11 protein-coding genes are annotated in these 17,741 nt (G+C 67.3%); 8 read left to right on the top strand and 3 right to left on the bottom strand.

From position 1 onward, the window contains the following. Window positions 1-32 precede the first annotated feature (32 nt). Window positions 33-2,234 carry a hypothetical protein gene (locus RZA67_RS11510; protein WP_317212879.1) on the bottom strand — a complete coding sequence of 734 codons (2,202 nt, stop codon included), beginning with the start codon at window positions 2,232-2,234 and terminating at the stop codon, window positions 33-35. A gap of 348 nt (window positions 2,235-2,582) precedes the next feature. Between RZA67_RS11510 and RZA67_RS11505 the strand changes: the two genes are divergently transcribed. Further along, on the top strand, window positions 2,583-2,786 hold the full coding sequence (locus tag RZA67_RS11505; RefSeq protein ID WP_317212878.1) for a dodecin family protein: 204 nt from the start codon (window positions 2,583-2,585) through the stop codon (window positions 2,784-2,786). On the opposite strand, the gene RZA67_RS11500 is transcribed toward RZA67_RS11505, so the two are convergent. Continuing rightward, window positions 2,755-3,624 (bottom strand): kinase, encoded by an 870-nt coding sequence (locus tag RZA67_RS11500; protein ID WP_317212877.1) that lies wholly within the window; start codon window positions 3,622-3,624, stop codon window positions 2,755-2,757. The genes RZA67_RS11505 and RZA67_RS11500 overlap by 32 nt on opposite strands. A gap of 21 nt (window positions 3,625-3,645) precedes the next feature. Between RZA67_RS11500 and pdxH the strand changes: the two genes are divergently transcribed. Together pdxH and RZA67_RS11490 are read left to right on the top strand one after the other, a co-directional pair. After that, the gene (gene pdxH / locus RZA67_RS11495; RefSeq protein WP_317212876.1) at window positions 3,646-4,263 is read left to right on the top strand and encodes a pyridoxamine 5'-phosphate oxidase; all 618 of its coding nucleotides are present in this window, start codon (window positions 3,646-3,648) and stop codon (window positions 4,261-4,263) included. Window positions 4,264-4,373: 110 nt separating this feature from the next. Continuing rightward, complete coding sequence (locus RZA67_RS11490) at window positions 4,374-4,835, top strand: DoxX family protein (protein ID WP_317212875.1); 462 nt, start codon at window positions 4,374-4,376, stop codon at window positions 4,833-4,835. Window positions 4,836-4,857: 22 nt separating this feature from the next. Here RZA67_RS11490 and prpR read toward each other — a convergent pair whose 3' ends face one another. Next, window positions 4,858-6,438, bottom strand: coding sequence for a propionate catabolism operon regulatory protein PrpR (gene prpR, locus RZA67_RS11485; protein ID WP_317212874.1), 1,581 nt, complete (start codon window positions 6,436-6,438; stop codon window positions 4,858-4,860). 158 nt (window positions 6,439-6,596) lie between these two features. Here prpR and prpB point away from each other — a divergent pair, with 158 nt between their 5' ends. The 5 genes from prpB to RZA67_RS11460 all read left to right on the top strand — a co-directional run bounded on the left by prpB (window position 6,597) and on the right by RZA67_RS11460 (window position 17,737). Next, entirely contained in the window at window positions 6,597-7,496 is a 900-nt protein-coding gene (prpB, locus tag RZA67_RS11480) for a methylisocitrate lyase (RefSeq protein ID WP_317212873.1), read from the top strand. A gap of 36 nt (window positions 7,497-7,532) precedes the next feature. Continuing rightward, a complete protein-coding gene (gene prpC, locus RZA67_RS11475; RefSeq protein WP_317212872.1) occupies window positions 7,533-8,690 on the top strand; it encodes a 2-methylcitrate synthase in 1,158 nt (385 codons plus the stop codon). A gap of 96 nt (window positions 8,691-8,786) precedes the next feature. Further along, entirely contained in the window at window positions 8,787-11,405 is a 2,619-nt protein-coding gene (acnD, locus tag RZA67_RS11470; RefSeq protein WP_317212871.1) for a Fe/S-dependent 2-methylisocitrate dehydratase AcnD, read from the top strand. Between the two features lie 50 nt (window positions 11,406-11,455). Further along, window positions 11,456-12,643 carry a 2-methylaconitate cis-trans isomerase PrpF gene (gene prpF, locus RZA67_RS11465; protein ID WP_317212870.1) on the top strand — a complete coding sequence of 396 codons (1,188 nt, stop codon included), beginning with the start codon at window positions 11,456-11,458 and terminating at the stop codon, window positions 12,641-12,643. A 168-nt stretch (window positions 12,644-12,811) separates the two neighbouring features. Further along, window positions 12,812-17,737, top strand: coding sequence for an alpha-2-macroglobulin (locus RZA67_RS11460; protein WP_317212869.1), 4,926 nt, complete (start codon window positions 12,812-12,814; stop codon window positions 17,735-17,737). Window positions 17,738-17,741 lie beyond the last annotated feature (4 nt).

Genomic DNA, 17,741 nt, shown 5'->3' with positions numbered 1-17,741 from the left:
CCGGGTCGCATGGGTGCGCCGACCCTGACGCGTCAGCGCGACATGCCGCGCGTGGCAGGCCGCACACCGGGGCCGTCGCGCAGGGCGAGCGCGCCCATCAGCGGCGACCGGGCCTGTTCGGCGGCCATGCCGGCGGCCATCTGGTCGTAGATATCCTTCAGGCCCGCCAGGACCGTTGCCGAGCGGGGAGCTTGGGGATCGCGCGGAAGCGGCTGCTCTCTGCAGAGCGCGACCAGCGCGTCGAGCCGCTGCCGATCGCGCGCGTCGTCGGCAGAGGGTGATCTGGCCATCCAGTATTCGGCTTGCCGGCGACTGCTGCCCTGGTCTGCCGCCAATGCCTGTGCCTGCTTCAGCAGTGAGGGCGCGTGGTCGTTGACCATGCGTTGCCATGGATCGCGGTGCTGATGGCTTTGCCCCTGCATGGCGGCATAGCGCACCAGCGAAGCCCCCCAGAAGCTGTCGCCGAAGCTGTCCGGAGCGAACGCACGCGTGGTGGCATGTGCGCCTCCGCCGCCGAGCGCGATAGTCAGACCTGGCGCCACGGGCAGGCGGGCACTGGGATGGAGCCCGCCGCTGCGGCTGTACTGGGCACGAATCTGCTCGAGACCGAAGGCATTGTCCCGCGCGGAAAACGCGGCCTCGCGCAGGTAATCGGGTTTGAAGCTGCGCGTGGTCACCGTGGCATCGGCGCGGGCGCCAGCGCCGATCGCAGGTGTCATCACCTGCGCGATGCGGCCTGCCGGCTCACCTGCCAGGCTGGCCACGCTGCGTGTCAGGCGCGCTGGATCGAACTGACCGCTGCCGTTGATCGCCACTTCGATGAAGCGGCCGTGGCGCATCGGGTTGTAGTTTTCTTCACGTCCGACGCTGACCTGCAGGCCGGCCTCGGCGCCCAGGCCGTGCGCCCCGTAGCCGCCGCTCAAGCGATAGGTGGTGCTGCGCGAGTGCTGCTCGGCCGGCTGGGAGGCGTACAGATCGAGCAGCGCGCCCGGGCCGAACTCCCTGCCGAAGCCGTCGTGGATCGCGGTGAGCAGAACGCCAAGCCGCGCATGCGCCTCCACGCCGTCCGCCGTGCCCCCTGCGTGGCGCGGGTCCAGGGCGAGCATCAGGGTCTCTGCAGTCTGATGCAGGCGGGTCAAGGTTTCGCGCAGCGAGCCGGCGCCCCAGTCGCGGAACAGGCTGGCCTCGATCGCATCGACCTGCGTGCGCTCGATCCCACTGGCACGGACCCGTGCCAGCTGTTGCAGATGTTCGAACTCGGTCTCAAGCGCATCCAGCAGGCGGCAGGCCGGGGTGAGGGCCACAGCACCCGCAGGCGGTTCAGCGAACAGCGCGCGCGCCTGCGCCGCCGCCGAGTGCCCGTTGCGGCCAGTGGACTGGCCGAAAGATCGCTGCAGTCGCTGCATCATGGCCGGCAGCAGCACCGCATGCTCGGTGGCCGACAACGTATGTGCGGGCAGCCAGACCGGGATATCCAGGCTCACATCGGTGGCGTTGCGCGACCCGCTGACCGAGCCGTCCAGTCCCAGGGCTGCCGCCGTACCCTGCAGATCGTATGTGGTGCTGTCCACCACCACCGTGATGGCTGGCGCCACCGGCGTAGGGGGGCGTGGCAGGGCCGCAGTGTCGAACAGCTCCGGCGCGGCGTCCCGCGCCTGCGGGTGCTGCAGCAGCAGCTCGAGGCGACGATGCGCGTCGACGTCGTGCGCGCGTGGTTTCAGGCCGAAGATCGAGCGCAGGCGGTCACGCCAACCCCTGCGCCGGGTGACCGCACGCACTGCGGCGTCGGCCTGCAGGTGCGCATGGTGCTCCGGCGAATCGGCGGCCAGGGCATCGGTCCGGCTGTGCACGTAACCGCCCTCGGCGCCGATGCGCACCACGCCGGCTGCAACATTGATTTCGCCGCCGCCGCGCGCGCTGAAGGTGTGGCTGACCGCGCTGGCCACTTCCAGCGTTGCGTAGGTCTGCAGTCCCTGCGAGCGCGCAAGTCCGGCCGAAACCTGCACCCCGAACGACAGGCCGGGCAGTCCGGTTTCCAGACCCGCCTGCAGCGAGCCGGTCTTCATTGCTGCACTGCCGGGATGGCGGACCTTGTCGGCCTTTCTGAGGTGCTGCGCCATGTGGTGCGCGTGGCGTTCGTTGTGGCGGGTGCTTGCAGCCCACGCCTTGCGCAGGCGCCTGCGCAGGTCGTCGAGGGTGCTGGCGGAACGGGGTGGCTCGCTCAGGGGATCCATTGGAGAGGCGGCTGAGGTGGCGGATGGAAACCGGATGGTTGACTGCATTCGACCGCGACAACAGCCGTGGCGATCCCCGCCAGGCCACAGGGGGCTGGAAGCCGTGCCTGGAGGTGATGGTTTTAATTGAATCTGAATCGGGCCGGTGGCCGCATGTCTGATCCGCAGTGCGATGGCGTCAGATCGCGCAGCCGCAGGCGCGCGCCGATGCGCGCTGAGCCTGACTGCGGTCCTGATCCGACCGCGCACGTCCACATCCGCGCTAACGCCACTGTGGCGCGCTGTTTACATCCTTCACGTCAACGTCGGGACGGCGGGAATGGCCCGCGCACAGCAGGAAACACGCGAATGACGGTTGCCAAGATCATCGAAGTCAACGCCTCTTCCAGCACCAGTGTGGAAGAAGCGGTGCGTACCGGCCTCAAGAAGGTCGCCGAAACGGTCAAGAACATCCAGGGCGCCTGGATCAACGAAACCAAGGTGGTGACGGCAGCCGATGGCAGCATCCGCGAGTGGCGCGTCAATCTGCGGGTGACGTTCCTGGTGGATTGACTTCTGCTGCCCGTCCGTCTGCTACGCGTCGCTCGCCGTCCAGCGGCACCACGCGATCAGCAAGTAACGGCAGGCTGCGCAGCGCCAGCCGACTGACCCGTTCGTAGTACTGGACGAAACGTTCCAGCTGCGGGCGGGTCATTCCGCTCCGCCCAGGCTGGGCCGCCTGCAGCGCCTGTTCCTGCTGCCAGCGCCATCGCGGCACGACGGCAAATCCTGGCGGCTGCAGAAACCACAGCCGATCACAGCGCTGCCATAGAGCGGGGTAGTCGCCGGCCAGACGTGCATTGCACCACCGGCGCCATACGCCGTCCGCATCGGCCTCGCGCTCCAGCGCGTTCAGCGGTTCCTGCAACGCAGCTTCATCGTGCTCGGCCGGGGTGCCGAGAAACCAGCCCTCGAATACCAGCAGATCCAATGGGCGCTGCACACGTGGCCACTGTGTGGTGGGCAGCCGCTCATCGGCCAGCTTGTCAAAACGCGGCAGCGCGATCGGCCGTCTGCTCTGCACGGCATCGAACACCTCATGGGCCAGCGGCAGATCATGCGTGCCCGGCGGACCCCGGGTGACCAGCAGCGGGTGGACCGTGCGGGCGAGACGCTGGCGGTGCACGCGCGGCAGGTAAACATCATCGATGCTGAGCGTGGCTGCGTGCAGTCCCCTCATCCGGGCGCGCTGCACCATCTGCCTGGCGAGGGTGGATTTGCCGCTGCCCTGCAGTCCACTGAGGGCCAGCACCGGCACCGCCGCGCTGGAGGCCAGTGCATCGTCCAGCGCCTGGTCCACCAGCGTGGGCGGGAAGCCTTTTTCCTTGGGCATGTACGCGGGGGCGACCATGGCGCCACAATAGCGCAGTCCGTGTCAGGAAGTGCTTCAATGAATGATGTGTATGCGCAGGCGCTGCAGACCTTTGCCGAGCTGTTCGAAGAGGCGAAGAACTCCCGTGAGATCGACCCGACCGCGATGACCGTCGCCACCGCCGATGCAGACGGCAGGCCGGCGGCACGCACCGTGCTGCTCAAGGCGTTCGATGCGCGCGGCTTCGTGTTCTATACCCACCTGGACAGTGACAAGGGCCGTGCCCTGCGGGCCAATCCGCAGGCGGCGCTGCTGTTCCTGTGGCGCAGCCTGCGCGAAGCGGGCATCCAGGTGCGCATCGAGGGACGGGTGGAGCAGGTGGATGATGCCGAGGCCGATGCGTATTTCGCTTCGCGCCCGCGGATGAGCCAGATCGGTGCCTGGGCCTCGCAGCAGTCGCGTACGCTGGCCTCGCGTGAGGCGTTCGAGGCGGCCGTGGCCGACGCCGACGCCCGGTTTGACGGGCAGGACGTGCCGCGCCCGGCGGGCTGGAGCGGACTGCGCGTGGTGCCGGCGCGGATGGAGTTCTGGTATGGCGCGCAGTACCGTCTGCATGAACGCTGGTGCTATGAAGCAGGCGTCGATGGCCAATGGAGCGTACGCCTGCTGTACCCATGAAACAGCGCTCCGCAGCGCCGGCGGGGTGCTGACGCGTATGCCTTGGCTGGCTTCAGCGAAGGTTTGGGCGCGCCGGGCACAGTGCGTCTTTTTCGGTGAGGTGGTGCGGTATGAAGCGCTTGGGCGAACTGTTCAAGGTGATGCCGGCGCGTTCCGGCGCGGAAGGGTGGCTGCTGCTGGCGGCGCGGCTGGTGGCCGGGGTGATGTTCTGTGTTTCCGGCTGGAACAAGGTATTTACCGTGCCGGGCCGCGAGCGCATGGTGCACACGCTGATCGACGCCGGCATTCCGTTGCCGGTGATGGCCGCGCCGGTGCTCGGCACCATCGAATGGATTGCCGGGGGTCTGCTGGTGCTGGGGCTGCTCAGCCGCCCCGCGTCGCTGCTGTTGGCCGCGATCTGTGTGGTCGCCGCGCTCACCGATGGCGTCGGCAGGATTCCCGCCGGGCTGGGGGTGCTGGACTGGCTGAGCTGGTTCTTCTACCTGAGTGAGGTCGTGCTGGCGGTGCTGCTGTCATGGATCGCCGTAGCCGGCAGTGGACGGTTGGCGCTGGAGAGGCGCCGGGCGCGCTGAGCGGCATCGGCGCGCGTGTCGCTCAGCCCAGTCCTGCGGCCCGCAGCCATCGCCACAGGGTGGTGCGGGAGACGCCCAAGGCCTGCGCCATGCCTTCGCGGTCGTTGCGGTGGGCCTGCAGCAGATGCTGCAGGCGGGCAACGTCAGGGCGTCGGCCGCTGCCCTGCACCGCCTGCGAGGGAGCGGCCGCCGGCCCCAGTTCAGGGGCGAGCAGCAGCAGCCGGGCGGCGTCCAGCGATCCCTCGGTGGGCTGCCAATGGATGCGCAGACGGTCGATCAGATTGCGCAGTTCACGCACATTGCCGGGCCACGCTGCGTTTTCCAGGCGCTGCATCGCGCCGGGTTGCAGCGGTGCGGGTACGCCGCGCAGCTGCTGGAAAAAGTGGTCAACCAGCCCGGCAATATCCTCGCGCCGCTCGCGCAGGGCGGGCAGGGCGATCCGCAACGCAGAAAGACGATAGTAAAGGTCCACACGGAACTGACCCGCCTGCGCGCGCTGCTCAAGTGACTGCAGCGTGGCGGCCACCACGCGCAGGTCCACCGCCGTCGGTTCGGTCGCACCCACGCGCAGCACCTCGCGCTCCTCCAGTACACGCAGCAGCCGGGTCTGCAGGGGCAGCGGCAGTTCACCGATCTCGTCCAGAAACAAGGTGCCGCCGTCGGCGGCTTCCACCAGGCCGGTACGGCCGCCGCGACGGGCGCCGGTGAACGCGCCGTCACTGTAGCCGAACAGCTCCGACTCCAGCAGCGACTCGCTGATCGCGCCGCAGTTGATGGCGACGAAACGGCCACGCCGTCCGCTGGCCGCGTGCAGCTGGCGCGCCACCAGCTCCTTGCCGGTGCCGGTTTCGCCGGTGATCAGCACGGTGCTCTGGTGCGGCGCGTACAGCGCGATCTGGTCGCGCACCTGCTGCATCGGAGCACTGTCACCGAGCAGGGCGATCGCACTGTCGCGCGCGCTGCGGCGGTGGTTGCGCCTGGGCCGGTCGCTGGACCGGGCAAGCGTGCGGGTCAGCTCGAGGGCATGTTCGAAGGCATGGCGCACCGAGTCGGCCGAGTACAGCAGCACGCCGGGCAGGCCAACCTGTTCGGCAAGGTCGATGGCCATGCCGGTGCCGACGATGACCTGGATGCCGTTGGCGCGCAGGTCGGCAATGCAGTCGCGCGCGTCCTCGCGGGTGATGAAGCGACGGTGCTCGATCTCCAGCCCGAAGCTGCGCTGGAAGCTGTCGAACGTCGGCACGTCGGTGGCATGGGTGACCAGGCCGATGCGCGGGGCGATCCGGCGTGCGCGGGCCAGCGCCTCCATCAGGTCGAAGCCGTTGGCCTGGATCGGCACCAGTGGTACCTCCAACCGGCTGCGCAGCCAGGCGGCATTCGAACCGCCGGCGATGACCACATCGCAGTGCTCGCGCCGCAGCCGCTGGCCGATCACCTGCACGGCTTCCTCGAAACCGAGGTTGATCTGTTCGAAGCGTGCGCGCCCATCGAACTCCGGGATGACATCGCGCAGCAGTCCGGTCAGCCGGGAGACGCTGACCGTCCAGATGGTGGGTCGAGCGATGTCGTTTTCGGCATTACGGAAGGGCAGAGAAGCGTCCATGGTGTGCGGTGCGCCGTCGGATCATGATGTTTCATGATACATCCGTTTCAATGTTTCATTGTTTCAGATTGGGCGTGCTTTGCCATCAATGGAATCAATGGCTTGGCGTTGGCACGGCGTTTGCGTTGAACACATCGACCCACACAATGGATTGCCGCATGAGTGCTACCGCTACTTCGAACCCGACCGCCGGGGCCCGCTTCCGCCAGGCGCTGGCAGCCGAATCGCCGCTGCAGGTGATTGGCGCTATCAACGCCAACCATGCGCTGCTGGCCGAACGTGCCGGCTACCGCGCCCTCTATCTGTCAGGTGGCGGCGTGGCCGCCGGCTCGCTGGGCCTGCCGGACCTGGGCATCAACACGCTCGAAGACGTGCTGATCGACGTGCGCCGCATCACCGATGTCTGCGACCTGCCACTGCTGGTGGACATCGATACCGGATTTGGCCCCAGCGCCTTCAACATCGCGCGCACGGTGAAGTCATTGATCAAGGCCGGCGCCGCCGCCTGCCACATCGAGGACCAGGTTGGCGCCAAGCGCTGCGGCCACCGCCCCGGCAAGGAAATCGTGTCGCAGGGCGAGATGGCGGATCGGGTCAAGGCCGCCGCCGATGCGAAGACCGATGCGGATTTCTTCCTGATCGCGCGTACCGACGCCATCCAGGTGGATGGTGTGGACGCGGCCATCGAACGCGCCATCGCCTGTGTCGAGGCCGGGGCCGATGGCATCTTCGCCGAGGCGGCATACGACCTGGCTACCTACCGTCGCTTTGTCGATGCAGTCCAGGTACCGGTGCTGGCCAACATCACCGAGTTCGGCAAGACGCCGCTGTTCACCCGCGATGAGCTGGCCTCGGCCGGTGTGGCAATCCAGCTGTTCCCGCTGTCCGCGTTCCGCGCTTCCAACAAGGCCGCCGAGGATGTCTACCAGACCATCCGCCGCCAGGGCCATCAGCGCGACCTGCTCGAGCGCATGCAGACCCGTGAGGAGCTGTACGACCGCATCGGCTACCACGCCTACGAGCAGCAGCTCGATGCGCTGTTCGCCGCAAAGAAATAAGCAGTAATCTGCACCATCACGTTTTTGGAGGAAAACATGAACGATACGACTGCCACCCCGACCTTCAAGCCGAAGAAGTCGGTTGCGCTGTCCGGCACGGCTGCCGGCAACACCGCCCTGTGCACCGTTGGCCGCAGCGGCAATGACCTGCACTATCGCGGCTATGACATCCTGGATCTGGCCACCACCAGTGAGTTCGAGGAAATCGCGTATCTGCTGGTGCACGGCAAGCTGCCCACGCGCGCCGAACTGAAGGGCTACAAGGCCAAGTTGAAGTCACTGCGCGGCATTCCGGCCGCGGTGAAGGCCGCGCTGGAGGAGCTGCCGCCCTCGGCCCACCCGATGGATGTGATGCGCACCGGCGTGTCGGTGCTCGGCTGCGTGGCGCCGGAGAAGGACGACCATAACCATCCGGGCGCGCGGGACATCGCAGACAAGCTGATGGCCAGCCTGGGTTCGATGCTGCTCTACTGGTATCACTGGAGCCACAACGGCCGCGCCATCGACGTGGAAACCGATGACGATTCGATCGGCGGTCACTTCCTGCATCTGCTGCACGGCGAAAAGCCGCAGGAATCGTGGGTCAAGGCGATGCACACCTCGCTGGTGCTGTATGCCGAGCACGAGTTCAACGCCTCGACCTTCACCTGCCGGGTCATCGCCGGTACCGGCAGCGACATGTACAGCGCCATCGCCGGCGGCATCGGTGCGCTGCGCGGCCCCAAACACGGCGGCGCCAACGAAGTGGCGTTCGAGGTGCAGAAGCGCTACGACAGCCCCGATGAGGCAGAGGCCGACATCAAGGCCCGCGTCGAGCGCAAGGAAGTGGTGATCGGTTTCGGCCACCCCGTGTACACCGTATCGGACCCGCGCAACAAGGTGATCAAGGACGTGGCCCGTGAGCTGTCCGAAGAACAGTCCAGCATGAAGATGTACGACATCGCCGAACGTCTGGAGTCGGTGATGTGGGACATCAAGAAGATGTTCCCCAATCTGGACTGGTTCAGTGCGGTCAGCTACCACATGATGGGCGTGCCGACGGCGATGTTCACGCCGCTGTTCGTGATTGCCCGTACCGCCGGCTGGAGCGCGCACATCATCGAGCAGCGCATCGACGGCAAGATCATCCGTCCCAGCGCGAACTACACAGGTCCGGAAGACCAGGCCTTCGTGCCGATCGACAAGCGTGCTTGACCGGCGCATGCGCTACCTCCTGCGGCCGGCATTGCCGGTCGCAGGCCTTGCCCGCCCCTGCGGCGGCACCCGGCCCGCCCTTTGTACAGCCAGCCCATGAATACCAACCATCGCAAGCCGCTTGCCGGCACCTCCCTGGATTATTTCGACGCGCGCGCCGCCGTCGACGCGCTGCAGCCCGGCGCCTATGCAACGCTGCCGTACGTATCGCGCGTGCTGGCCGAGAACCTGGTGCGCCGCTGTGATCCGGCCACGCTCGAGGCGTCACTGCGGCAGCTGATCGAACGCCGGCGCGACCTCGACTTCCCTTGGTTCCCGGCGCGTGTGGTCTGCCATGACATCCTCGGCCAGACCGCGCTGGTGGACCTGGCCGGTCTGCGCGATGCCATCGCCGAGAAGGGTGGTGACCCGGCCAAGGTCAATCCGGTGGTGCCGGTGCAGCTGATCGTGGATCACTCGCTGGCGGTGGAATGTGGCGGTTACGACCCGCAGGCGTTCGAGAAGAACCGCGCGATTGAGGATCGCCGCAACGAGGACCGCTTCCACTTCATCGACTGGACCAGGCAGGCTTTCCAGAACGTGGACGTGATCCCGCCGGGCAACGGCATCATGCACCAGATCAACCTGGAGAAAATGTCACCGGTCATCCATGTGCAGGACGGGGTGGCATTCCCGGATACCTGCGTAGGCACTGACAGCCACACCCCGCATGTCGACGCGCTGGGTGTGATCGCCATCGGCGTCGGTGGTCTGGAGGCGGAGAACGTGATGCTGGGGCGCGCATCCTGGATGCGCCTGCCCGACATCATCGGCGTTCAGCTCACCGGTCGGCCGCAGCCGGGCATCACTGCCACCGACGTGGTGCTGGCGCTGACCGAGTTCCTGCGGGCCCAGCGTGTGGTCGGCGCGTGGCTGGAGTTCTTCGGTGAAGGCGCCGCAGCGCTGACCATCGGCGACCGGGCCACCATCTCCAACATGTGCCCCGAATACGGGGCGACCGCGGCGATGTTCCATATCGACGGGCAGACCCTGGATTACCTGCGCCTGACCGGCCGGGAGGAAGAGCAGGTGGTGCTGGTCGAAAACTACGCGCGCAGCGCCGGGCTGTGGGCTGACGATCTGGCCACGGCCCAGTACGAACGCGTGCTGCAGTTCGATCTGTCCAGCGTGGTGCGCAACATGGCTGGCCCGAGCAATCCGCACCGGCGCCTGCCGGTTTCCGAGCTGGCTGCCCGTGGCATCGCCGATCCCGGCAAGCTGGAGGCCGGAACGCTGGAACAGGCCCAGGGCCTGATGCCCGATGGAGCGGTGATCATCGCGGCCATCACCAGCTGCACCAACACCTCCAACCCGCGCAACGTCATTGCTGCGGGCCTGCTGGCCCGCAATGCCAATGCGCGTGGTCTGCTACGCAAGCCGTGGGTCAAGACCTCGCTGGCGCCGGGCTCCAAGGCGGTGCAGCTCTATCTGGAAGAGGCGGGCCTGCTGCCGGAGCTGGAGCAGCTGGGTTTTGGCATCGTGGCGTTCGCCTGCACCACCTGCAACGGCATGAGCGGCGCGCTGGACCCGGCGATCCAGCAGGAGATCATCGACCGCGACCTGTTTACGACGGCGGTGCTTTCGGGCAACCGCAATTTCGACGGCCGCATCCATCCGTATGCCAAGCAGGCCTTCCTGGCATCGCCGCCGCTGGTCATCGCCTATGCGATCGCCGGCACCGTGCGCTTTGACATCGAGAAGGACGTGCTCGGCCGAGACCTGCAGGGCAACGAGGTGAGGCTGCTGGACATATGGCCCAGCGATGCGGAGATCGATGCGGTGGTCAAGGCTGCGGTGAAACCCGAGCAGTTCCGCCGCGTCTACAATCCGATGTTCAACGTGCGCGTGGAGCACGGCACACCGGTGCCGCCGCTGTACGACTGGCGGCCGCAGAGCACCTATATCCGGCGTCCGCCATACTGGGAGGGTGCACTGGCCGGCGAGCGCACACTGCGTGGCATGCGTGCGCTGGCGGTACTGCCCGACAACATCACCACCGACCACCTCTCGCCGTCCAACGCGATCCTGGCATCCAGCGCTGCCGGTGAATATCTGGCCAGAATGGGCCTGCCCGAAGAAGACTTCAATTCCTATGCCACCCATCGCGGCGACCACCTCACTGCGCAGCGGGCGACGTTCGCCAATCCGAAGCTGTTCAACGAAATGGTGCGCAATGACGATGGCAGCGTGAAGCAGGGGTCGCTGGCGCGGGTCGAGCCGGAAGGCACCGTCATGCGCATGTGGGAGGCGATAGAAACTTACATGGCGCGCAAGCAGCCGCTGATCATCATTGCCGGCGCGGACTACGGGCAGGGCAGCTCGCGTGACTGGGCCGCCAAGGGCGTGCGTCTGGCGGGGGTGGAGGCCATCGCCGCCGAAGGCTTCGAGCGGATCCACCGTACCAACCTGATCGGCATGGGCGTGTTGCCGCTGGAGTTCAAGCCGGGCACCACCCGGCTGACCCTGGGCATCGATGGCAGCGAGACCTATGACGTGGTCGGTGCGCGTACGCCGCGCGCGGACCTGAGCCTGATCATCCACCGCCGCGACGGCCAGCAGCTGGTGGTGCCGGTCACCTGCCGCCTGGACAGCGACGAAGAAGTGGCGATCTACGAAGCCGGTGGCGTGCTGCAGCGTTTCGCCCAGGACTTCCTCGACGCTTCGCAGGTGGCATGACCCTGCGGCGGCCCGGCAGCGGGCCGCCGCTCAACGCAAGGAACCGTTGCATGGCTTTTCTGCCACAGATTTCCATTCCTGCCACCTACATGCGTGGCGGCACCAGCAAGGGGGTGTTCTTCCGCCTGGAAGACCTCCCCACGGCGGCGCAGCGGCCCGGCGCGGCGCGCGACGCCCTGCTGCTGCGGGTGATCGGTTCACCCGATCCCTACGGCAAGCAGACCGACGGCATGGGCGGTGCGACCTCCAGCACCAGCAAGTGCGTGATCATTTCCCGTGCCTCGGTGCCGGAGCACGATGTGGACTATCTGTATGGCCAGGTCTCCATCGACGCCCCCTTCGTGGACTGGAGCGGCAACTGCGGCAATCTCAGTACGGCAGTGGGTCCGTTTGCCATCGCCAACGGGCTGATCGATCCGGCCCGGGTGCCGCGCGACGGGCTGTGCACGGTGCGCATATGGCAGGCCAACATCGGCAGGACCATCATCGCCCATGTGCCGATGCGCGATGGACAGGTGCAGGAGACCGGTGATTTCGAGCTCGATGGAGTGACCTTCCCCGCCGCGGAGATCCAGCTGGAGTTCGTCGATCCGTCCGACGATGGCGATGCGGGTGCGATGTTCCCGACGGGCAACCTGGTCGACACGCTGGAGGTGCCCGGGGTTGGCCGCTTCGAGGTGACGATGATCACCGCAGGCATCCCGACGATCTTTCTGGAGGCCGCTGCCCTGGGGTACAGCGGCACCGAACTGCAGCCGGCGATCAACGAGGACAAAGCCGCACTCGAGCGCTTCGAGACGATCCGCGCCCACGGGGCGCTGCGGATGGGGCTGATCAGCTCGCTTGAGCAGGCCGCCACGCGCCAGCACACGCCGAAGGTCGCCTTCGTTGCGCCCGCACAGGATTACGTCAGTTCCAGTGGCAAGGCCATCAGTGCCGCCGCCATCGACCTGCACGTGCGTGCGCTGTCGATGGGCAAGCTGCATCACGCGATGATGGGCACGGCGGCCGTGGCCATCGGCACCGCGGCGGCGATCCCCGGGACGCTCGTCAATCGCGCCGCTGGTGGCGGAGCCCCTGAAGCGGTGACCTTCGGCCATCCCTCCGGCACCCTGCGGGTGGGTGCACAGGCCCAGCAGGTGGACGGGCAGTGGACAGTGACCAAGGCGATCATGAGCCGCAGCGCCCGGGTGCTGATGGAAGGCGCCGTGCGGGTGCCGGGCGACACGCTGGGCTGACGGCGGGAACGCCTGCCCGGTCGCTGCCCCGGTAGGTGACGACCGTTGGTCGTCACGCTCTTGATCGTGCTTCTGGAGCGTGACGACCAACGGTCGTCACCTACCTGCCACGACTCCGGTGCCCGGGATTCTGACGCCTATAATGGCGGCTCGATCAGGGAGTGGGATATGCACGTTCCGGCACGGCTTCGCAGGTGGGGATGGACGGCGGCGGTTCTGGCCATGGGGGCGCTGGCACTGGCAGGCTGCGGTCGCAATGAGAGTGGCCAGCTGCCTGCGCCGAGCGGCGAGGCGATCGCCACCCAGGCCGAGCAGGTCAAGGATTTCACCTTGCTGCGGGCGTGGCCGGATCAACGCAGCGACAGTCTGTCGCTCGCACTGGAGTTCTCACGTCCACTGGTCGGTACGCAGGACTTCGATGCGCTGGTGCGCTTCGAGGAAAAAGTCGGCACCGACGACAGCAGCTGGACCCTCTCCGACGATGGTCGCACCCTGCGCTATCCCTTCGTGGAGGCCGGCAAGGAGTTCACCCTTGTGGTCTCGCCGGACCTGCTGGCGGCCGATGGCAGCCGTCTGGGCAAGGAACTGCGGCAGAAGGTGTTCAGTGGCCAGCTGACCCCGGCGGCAGGGTTCGCTTCGCAGGGCAGTGTGCTGCCCGCGCGGGACAGCCGCGGCCTGCCGGTGGTCTCGGTCAACGTGCCGGAAGTGGACGTGGAGTTCCTGCGCGTGCGCGAAAAGGAACTGCCGACGTTCTTCAGCCAGTATCAGCGTGGCGGGCGGCGTGGCAGCTGGGAGCTGGACAGCGACTATGGCGACCGTACGCCGATCTCGACCCTGGCCGAGCCGGTCTACGTCAACCGCTTCATCCTTGGCGGCAAGCAGAACGAAAGGGTGTTGACCTACCTGCCGACCCAGGACATCAAGGAGCTGCAGGAGCCGGGCCTGTACTTTGCAGTGCTCAAGCGCACCGGTGCCTACGACGGCCAGTACGACACCGCGTTTTTCAGTGTCAGTGACATCGGACTGCACACCCGCGCGTACAAGGACAAGCTGTTCGTGCACACCGCCTCGCTGAAGGACGGCAGTGCATTGAAGAAGATCGACCTGCGCGTGCTCGATGGCAAGGGTGAAGTGGTGCTGCGGGGCAGTACCGACGGCAATGGCAATGCGTTGCTGGATTACACGTTGGACGCCGCGCATGTGCTCGTGGCCGGCAGCGGCAAGGACACCAGCTTCCTGCCGTTCAACCAGCCGGCGCTGGACCTGAGCGAGTTTGCCGTGGCGGGCCGCGACAATGCCTGGTTCGATGTCTTTGCCTGGTCTGGCCGCGACCTGTACCGCCCCGGCGAGACGGTGCGGCTGTCGGCGCTGCTGCGCGACAACGATGGCAAGCCGGTGGCGGCCAGCAAGGACGGCGCGCAGGCGGTGTTCCTGCGGCTCAAGCAGCCGGACGGCAAAACGTTCCGCCAGACCCGTCTGCAGCCGGGCGAGCAGGGGTATTTCAGCTTCGAACAGGTGATCCCGGCTGAAGCGCCCACCGGCCGCTGGCAGGTCGAGTTCCGCACCGATCCCAACAGCCGCGAAGCCATCCAGGGCATGACGCTGCGCATCGAGGAGTTCCTGCCCGAACGCATGAAGCTGGACCTGGACAGCCCGCAGAAGACGCTCAAGCCCGGCGACGCACTGCGCCTGCATGCCGATGGGGCGTACCTCTACGGCGCTCCGGCTGATGGCAACCGGTTCACCGCGCGGCTGGCGCTGGCGGTCGAGCGCGCGCCGGTCGAAGGGCTCCCCGGGTATGTCTTTGGCGACCCCACCGTGGCCCTGCCGCGTGAGGCGCGCGATGTGATCGATACCGGACTGCCCGGCAACGGTCAGCTGCGCCAGGACATCGACCTGCCCGAGGAAGCAGCCAGCGCGAAGACGCCGGTAGCGGTGGTGGTGTCCGGCAGCGTGCACGAAACCGGCGGTCGTACGGTGACGCGCACATTGAAGCGCGTGGTGTGGCCGGCTGCCACGCTGGTAGGGGTACGTCCACTGTTCAACCCCGATGACGGCGCCGATGCCAACGGCAGCGCGCGCTTCGAGCTGCTGCGCGTGGACGCGCAGGGACGGCCGCAGGCAGCCAAGGGGCTGAAGGTCACCCTGGTGCGCGAGCTGCGCGATTACCATTGGACCTTCAACGACAACCGTTGGGACTACGACTTCACCCGGCGCTTCGAGAACAAGCAAACGCGCACGCTGGACGCCGGTACGGCGGCAGTGGCCTTCGACTTCCCGGTGGAGTGGGGCGAGTACCGCGTGGACGTGTTCGATCCCACCACCGGGCTCACCAGCCGCTACCCGTTCCGCGCCGGCTGGAGCTGGGGCGATGACAACCGCGGGCTCGATGCGCGCCCGGACAAGGTCAAGCTGGGTCTGGACAAGACCGGCTACAAGGCCGGCGACACACTGGAGCTCAGCGTGACCCCGCCCCACGAGGGCAAGGGGCTGCTGATGGTGGAAAGTGATCGACTGCTGTACGTGCAGGAGATCGACGCCAAGGCAGGCAGCACCTTCCGCATACCGGTCACCGCCGACTGGGAACGCCACGATGTCTACATCACGGCGCTGGTGTTCCGTGGAGGCAGCGCCCCGAGCAAGGTCACGCCGGCGCGGGCGGTCGGTGTGGTCCATGTGCCGATGGACCGGCGCGCGCGGACGGTGGCCGTGGGCCTTTCGGTACCTGCGCAGATGCGACCACAGCAGGACCTGCCGGTCACGGTGAGCGCGCCTCAGCTGGCCGGCAAGCGCGCCCACGTCACGGTGTCGGCGGTGGATGTGGGCATCCTCAACATCACCCGTTTCCCGGTGCCCGACGCAGCGGCACACTTCTTCGCGCAGCGCCGCCTGGGCATCGATGCCTACGACATCTACAGCCGGGTCATCGAGAGCTTCGACGGCAGCAGTGGCCGGCTCAAGTTCGGCGGTGACATGGCATTGGCCGCGCTGCCGCAGGCCAAGCGCCCCACCGCGCGGGTGCAGACCGTTGACCTGTTCGCCGGCCCGGTCACACTCGACGCCAGGGGTACTGCGCGGGTCACGCTGAAGGTGCCCGACTTCAACGGCACACTGCGTGTGTCGGCACTGGTCTATGCCGAGCAGCACTACGGCCAGCGTGACGCGGAGACGGTGGTGCGCGCGCCGATCCTGGCCGAGGCCAGCATGCCGCGCGTGCTCGCCCCGGGCGATCGCAGCACGGTGACCCTGGACGTGCAGAACTTCACCGGCAAGCCGGGCAGCTTCAGCGTGCGGGTGGATGGGGAAGGGCCGCTGGCGCTGGCCGAAGGCAGCCGCAGTCTGCAGCTGGCGGCTGACGCCAAGCAGACGCTGAGCTTCCCGCTCACCGCGCGTGAGGGTCACACGGTGGCGGCCGTGCGGGTGCGTGTGGACGGCAACGGGTTCAAGGTCGACCGTCGCTACGAGCTGCCGGTGCGCGCCGCATGGCCGCAGGTGCTGCGCTCGCAGGTACGCACGCTGGACCCGCTGGCGCCGGTAACGCTGGATGCGAGCCTGCTCGACGGGCTGATGCCCGACTCGGTCAGTGCGCGCCTGCTGGTCAGTCCACTACCGCCGATTCCGTTTGCCAGCGCGCTGCAGGGCGCTCTGAACTACCCCTACGGCTGTGCCGAACAGACCACCAGCAAGGGGTACGCTGCCCTGATGCTGGACGCGGCGACCTCGGCGATGCTTGGGGCCGACGGACTGGACGCCGACAAGCGACGCGAGCGTATGGAAGGGGCGTTCGGGCGGCTGGCATCGATGCAGGTAGCCAACGGCAACTTCTCGATGTGGGGCGATGACGGGTACGTGGATCCCTGGCTCACGCCTTATGTCACCGAGTTCCTGCTGGACGCGCGCGAGGCCGGGTTTGCGGTGCCGGATGCTGTGTTGCAGAAGGCACTGGACCGTCTCAGCGAGGACCTGCTGTCCTCCGGCAATCAGTTCTACGGCAGCGAGCGCCGTGAGAACCTGCGCTTTGCCAACCAGGCCTATTCGGGCTACGTGCTGGCCCGGGTCAACCGTGCGCCGCTGGGCACCCTGCGTGCGCTGTATGACAACGAACGCAGCAAGGCGATCGGTGGCCTGCCGCTGGTGCACCTGGGCGTGGCGCTGTCACTGCAGGGCGACCGTCGTCGTGGCCAAGCGTCGCTGGCGGCGGGCTTTGCCAAGTCCAGCAGCGAACGGCCGGGCTATCTCGGCGACTATGGCAGCGCGGTTCGCGATGACGCCTTGATGATCGCGCTGACCCATGAGCACGGGCTGGCCCAGCCTGCCTGGGATGCGCGTTCGGTGGCATTGGGACGCGAGCTCGATGCGCGCCGCAACAGCGGATGGATGTGGCTGAGCACCCAGGAGCAGGTCGCCATCGCGCGTCTGGGCAAGGCGCTGGCTGCCGATCAGGACAAGCGCGTTGCCGGTGCGCTGGTTACGGGAGACAACCAGGAAACGGTGACCGGACAGCGCCTGTTCGCCCGCGGTCTCACCGCACCCCAGCTGGCCGCCGGTGTGCGTTTCTCGCCGCAAGGCCGACCGCCAATGTTCGCCAGCATCGACGTGGCCGGTATTCCGCGCAGCGCGCCAGCGCCGGACAACCGGGTGATCGGGGTCGAGCGCAGCTACTACGGCACCGACGGCAAGCCGTGGACACCGCGTCCCTTGAAGGAAGGTGAAGCCCTGATCGTCCGTGTGGCGGTGACCGCCAACAGCAGCATGCCCGACGCCCTGCTGACCGATCTGCTGCCGGCCGGGTTGGAGATCGAGAACTTCAACCTGGGTGACGCACGCCAGTGGGCGGACGTGGTTGTCGATGGCATCAGCATCAGCGACCGCGGCAACGCGGCCGACGTCCGCCATGAGGAGTTCCGCGACGACCGCTATGTGGCAGCGCTGAACCTTGCGCGTGGCAGCAAGGCCAGCGTGTTCTATCTGGTGCGGGCGGTGACCCCGGGCACCTATACAGTGCCGCCGGCACTGGTGGAGGACATGTACCGGCCGCAGCTGCGTGGTGTGGGACGCAGCACGCCGACCACGATCACCGTGGTGCAGCCATGATGTG

Source organism: Stenotrophomonas sp. C3(2023) (assembly GCF_032911385.1).
Taxonomy (GTDB): domain Bacteria; phylum Pseudomonadota; class Gammaproteobacteria; order Xanthomonadales; family Xanthomonadaceae; genus Stenotrophomonas.
This window is presented reverse-complemented; position numbering and strand designations above follow the sequence as displayed.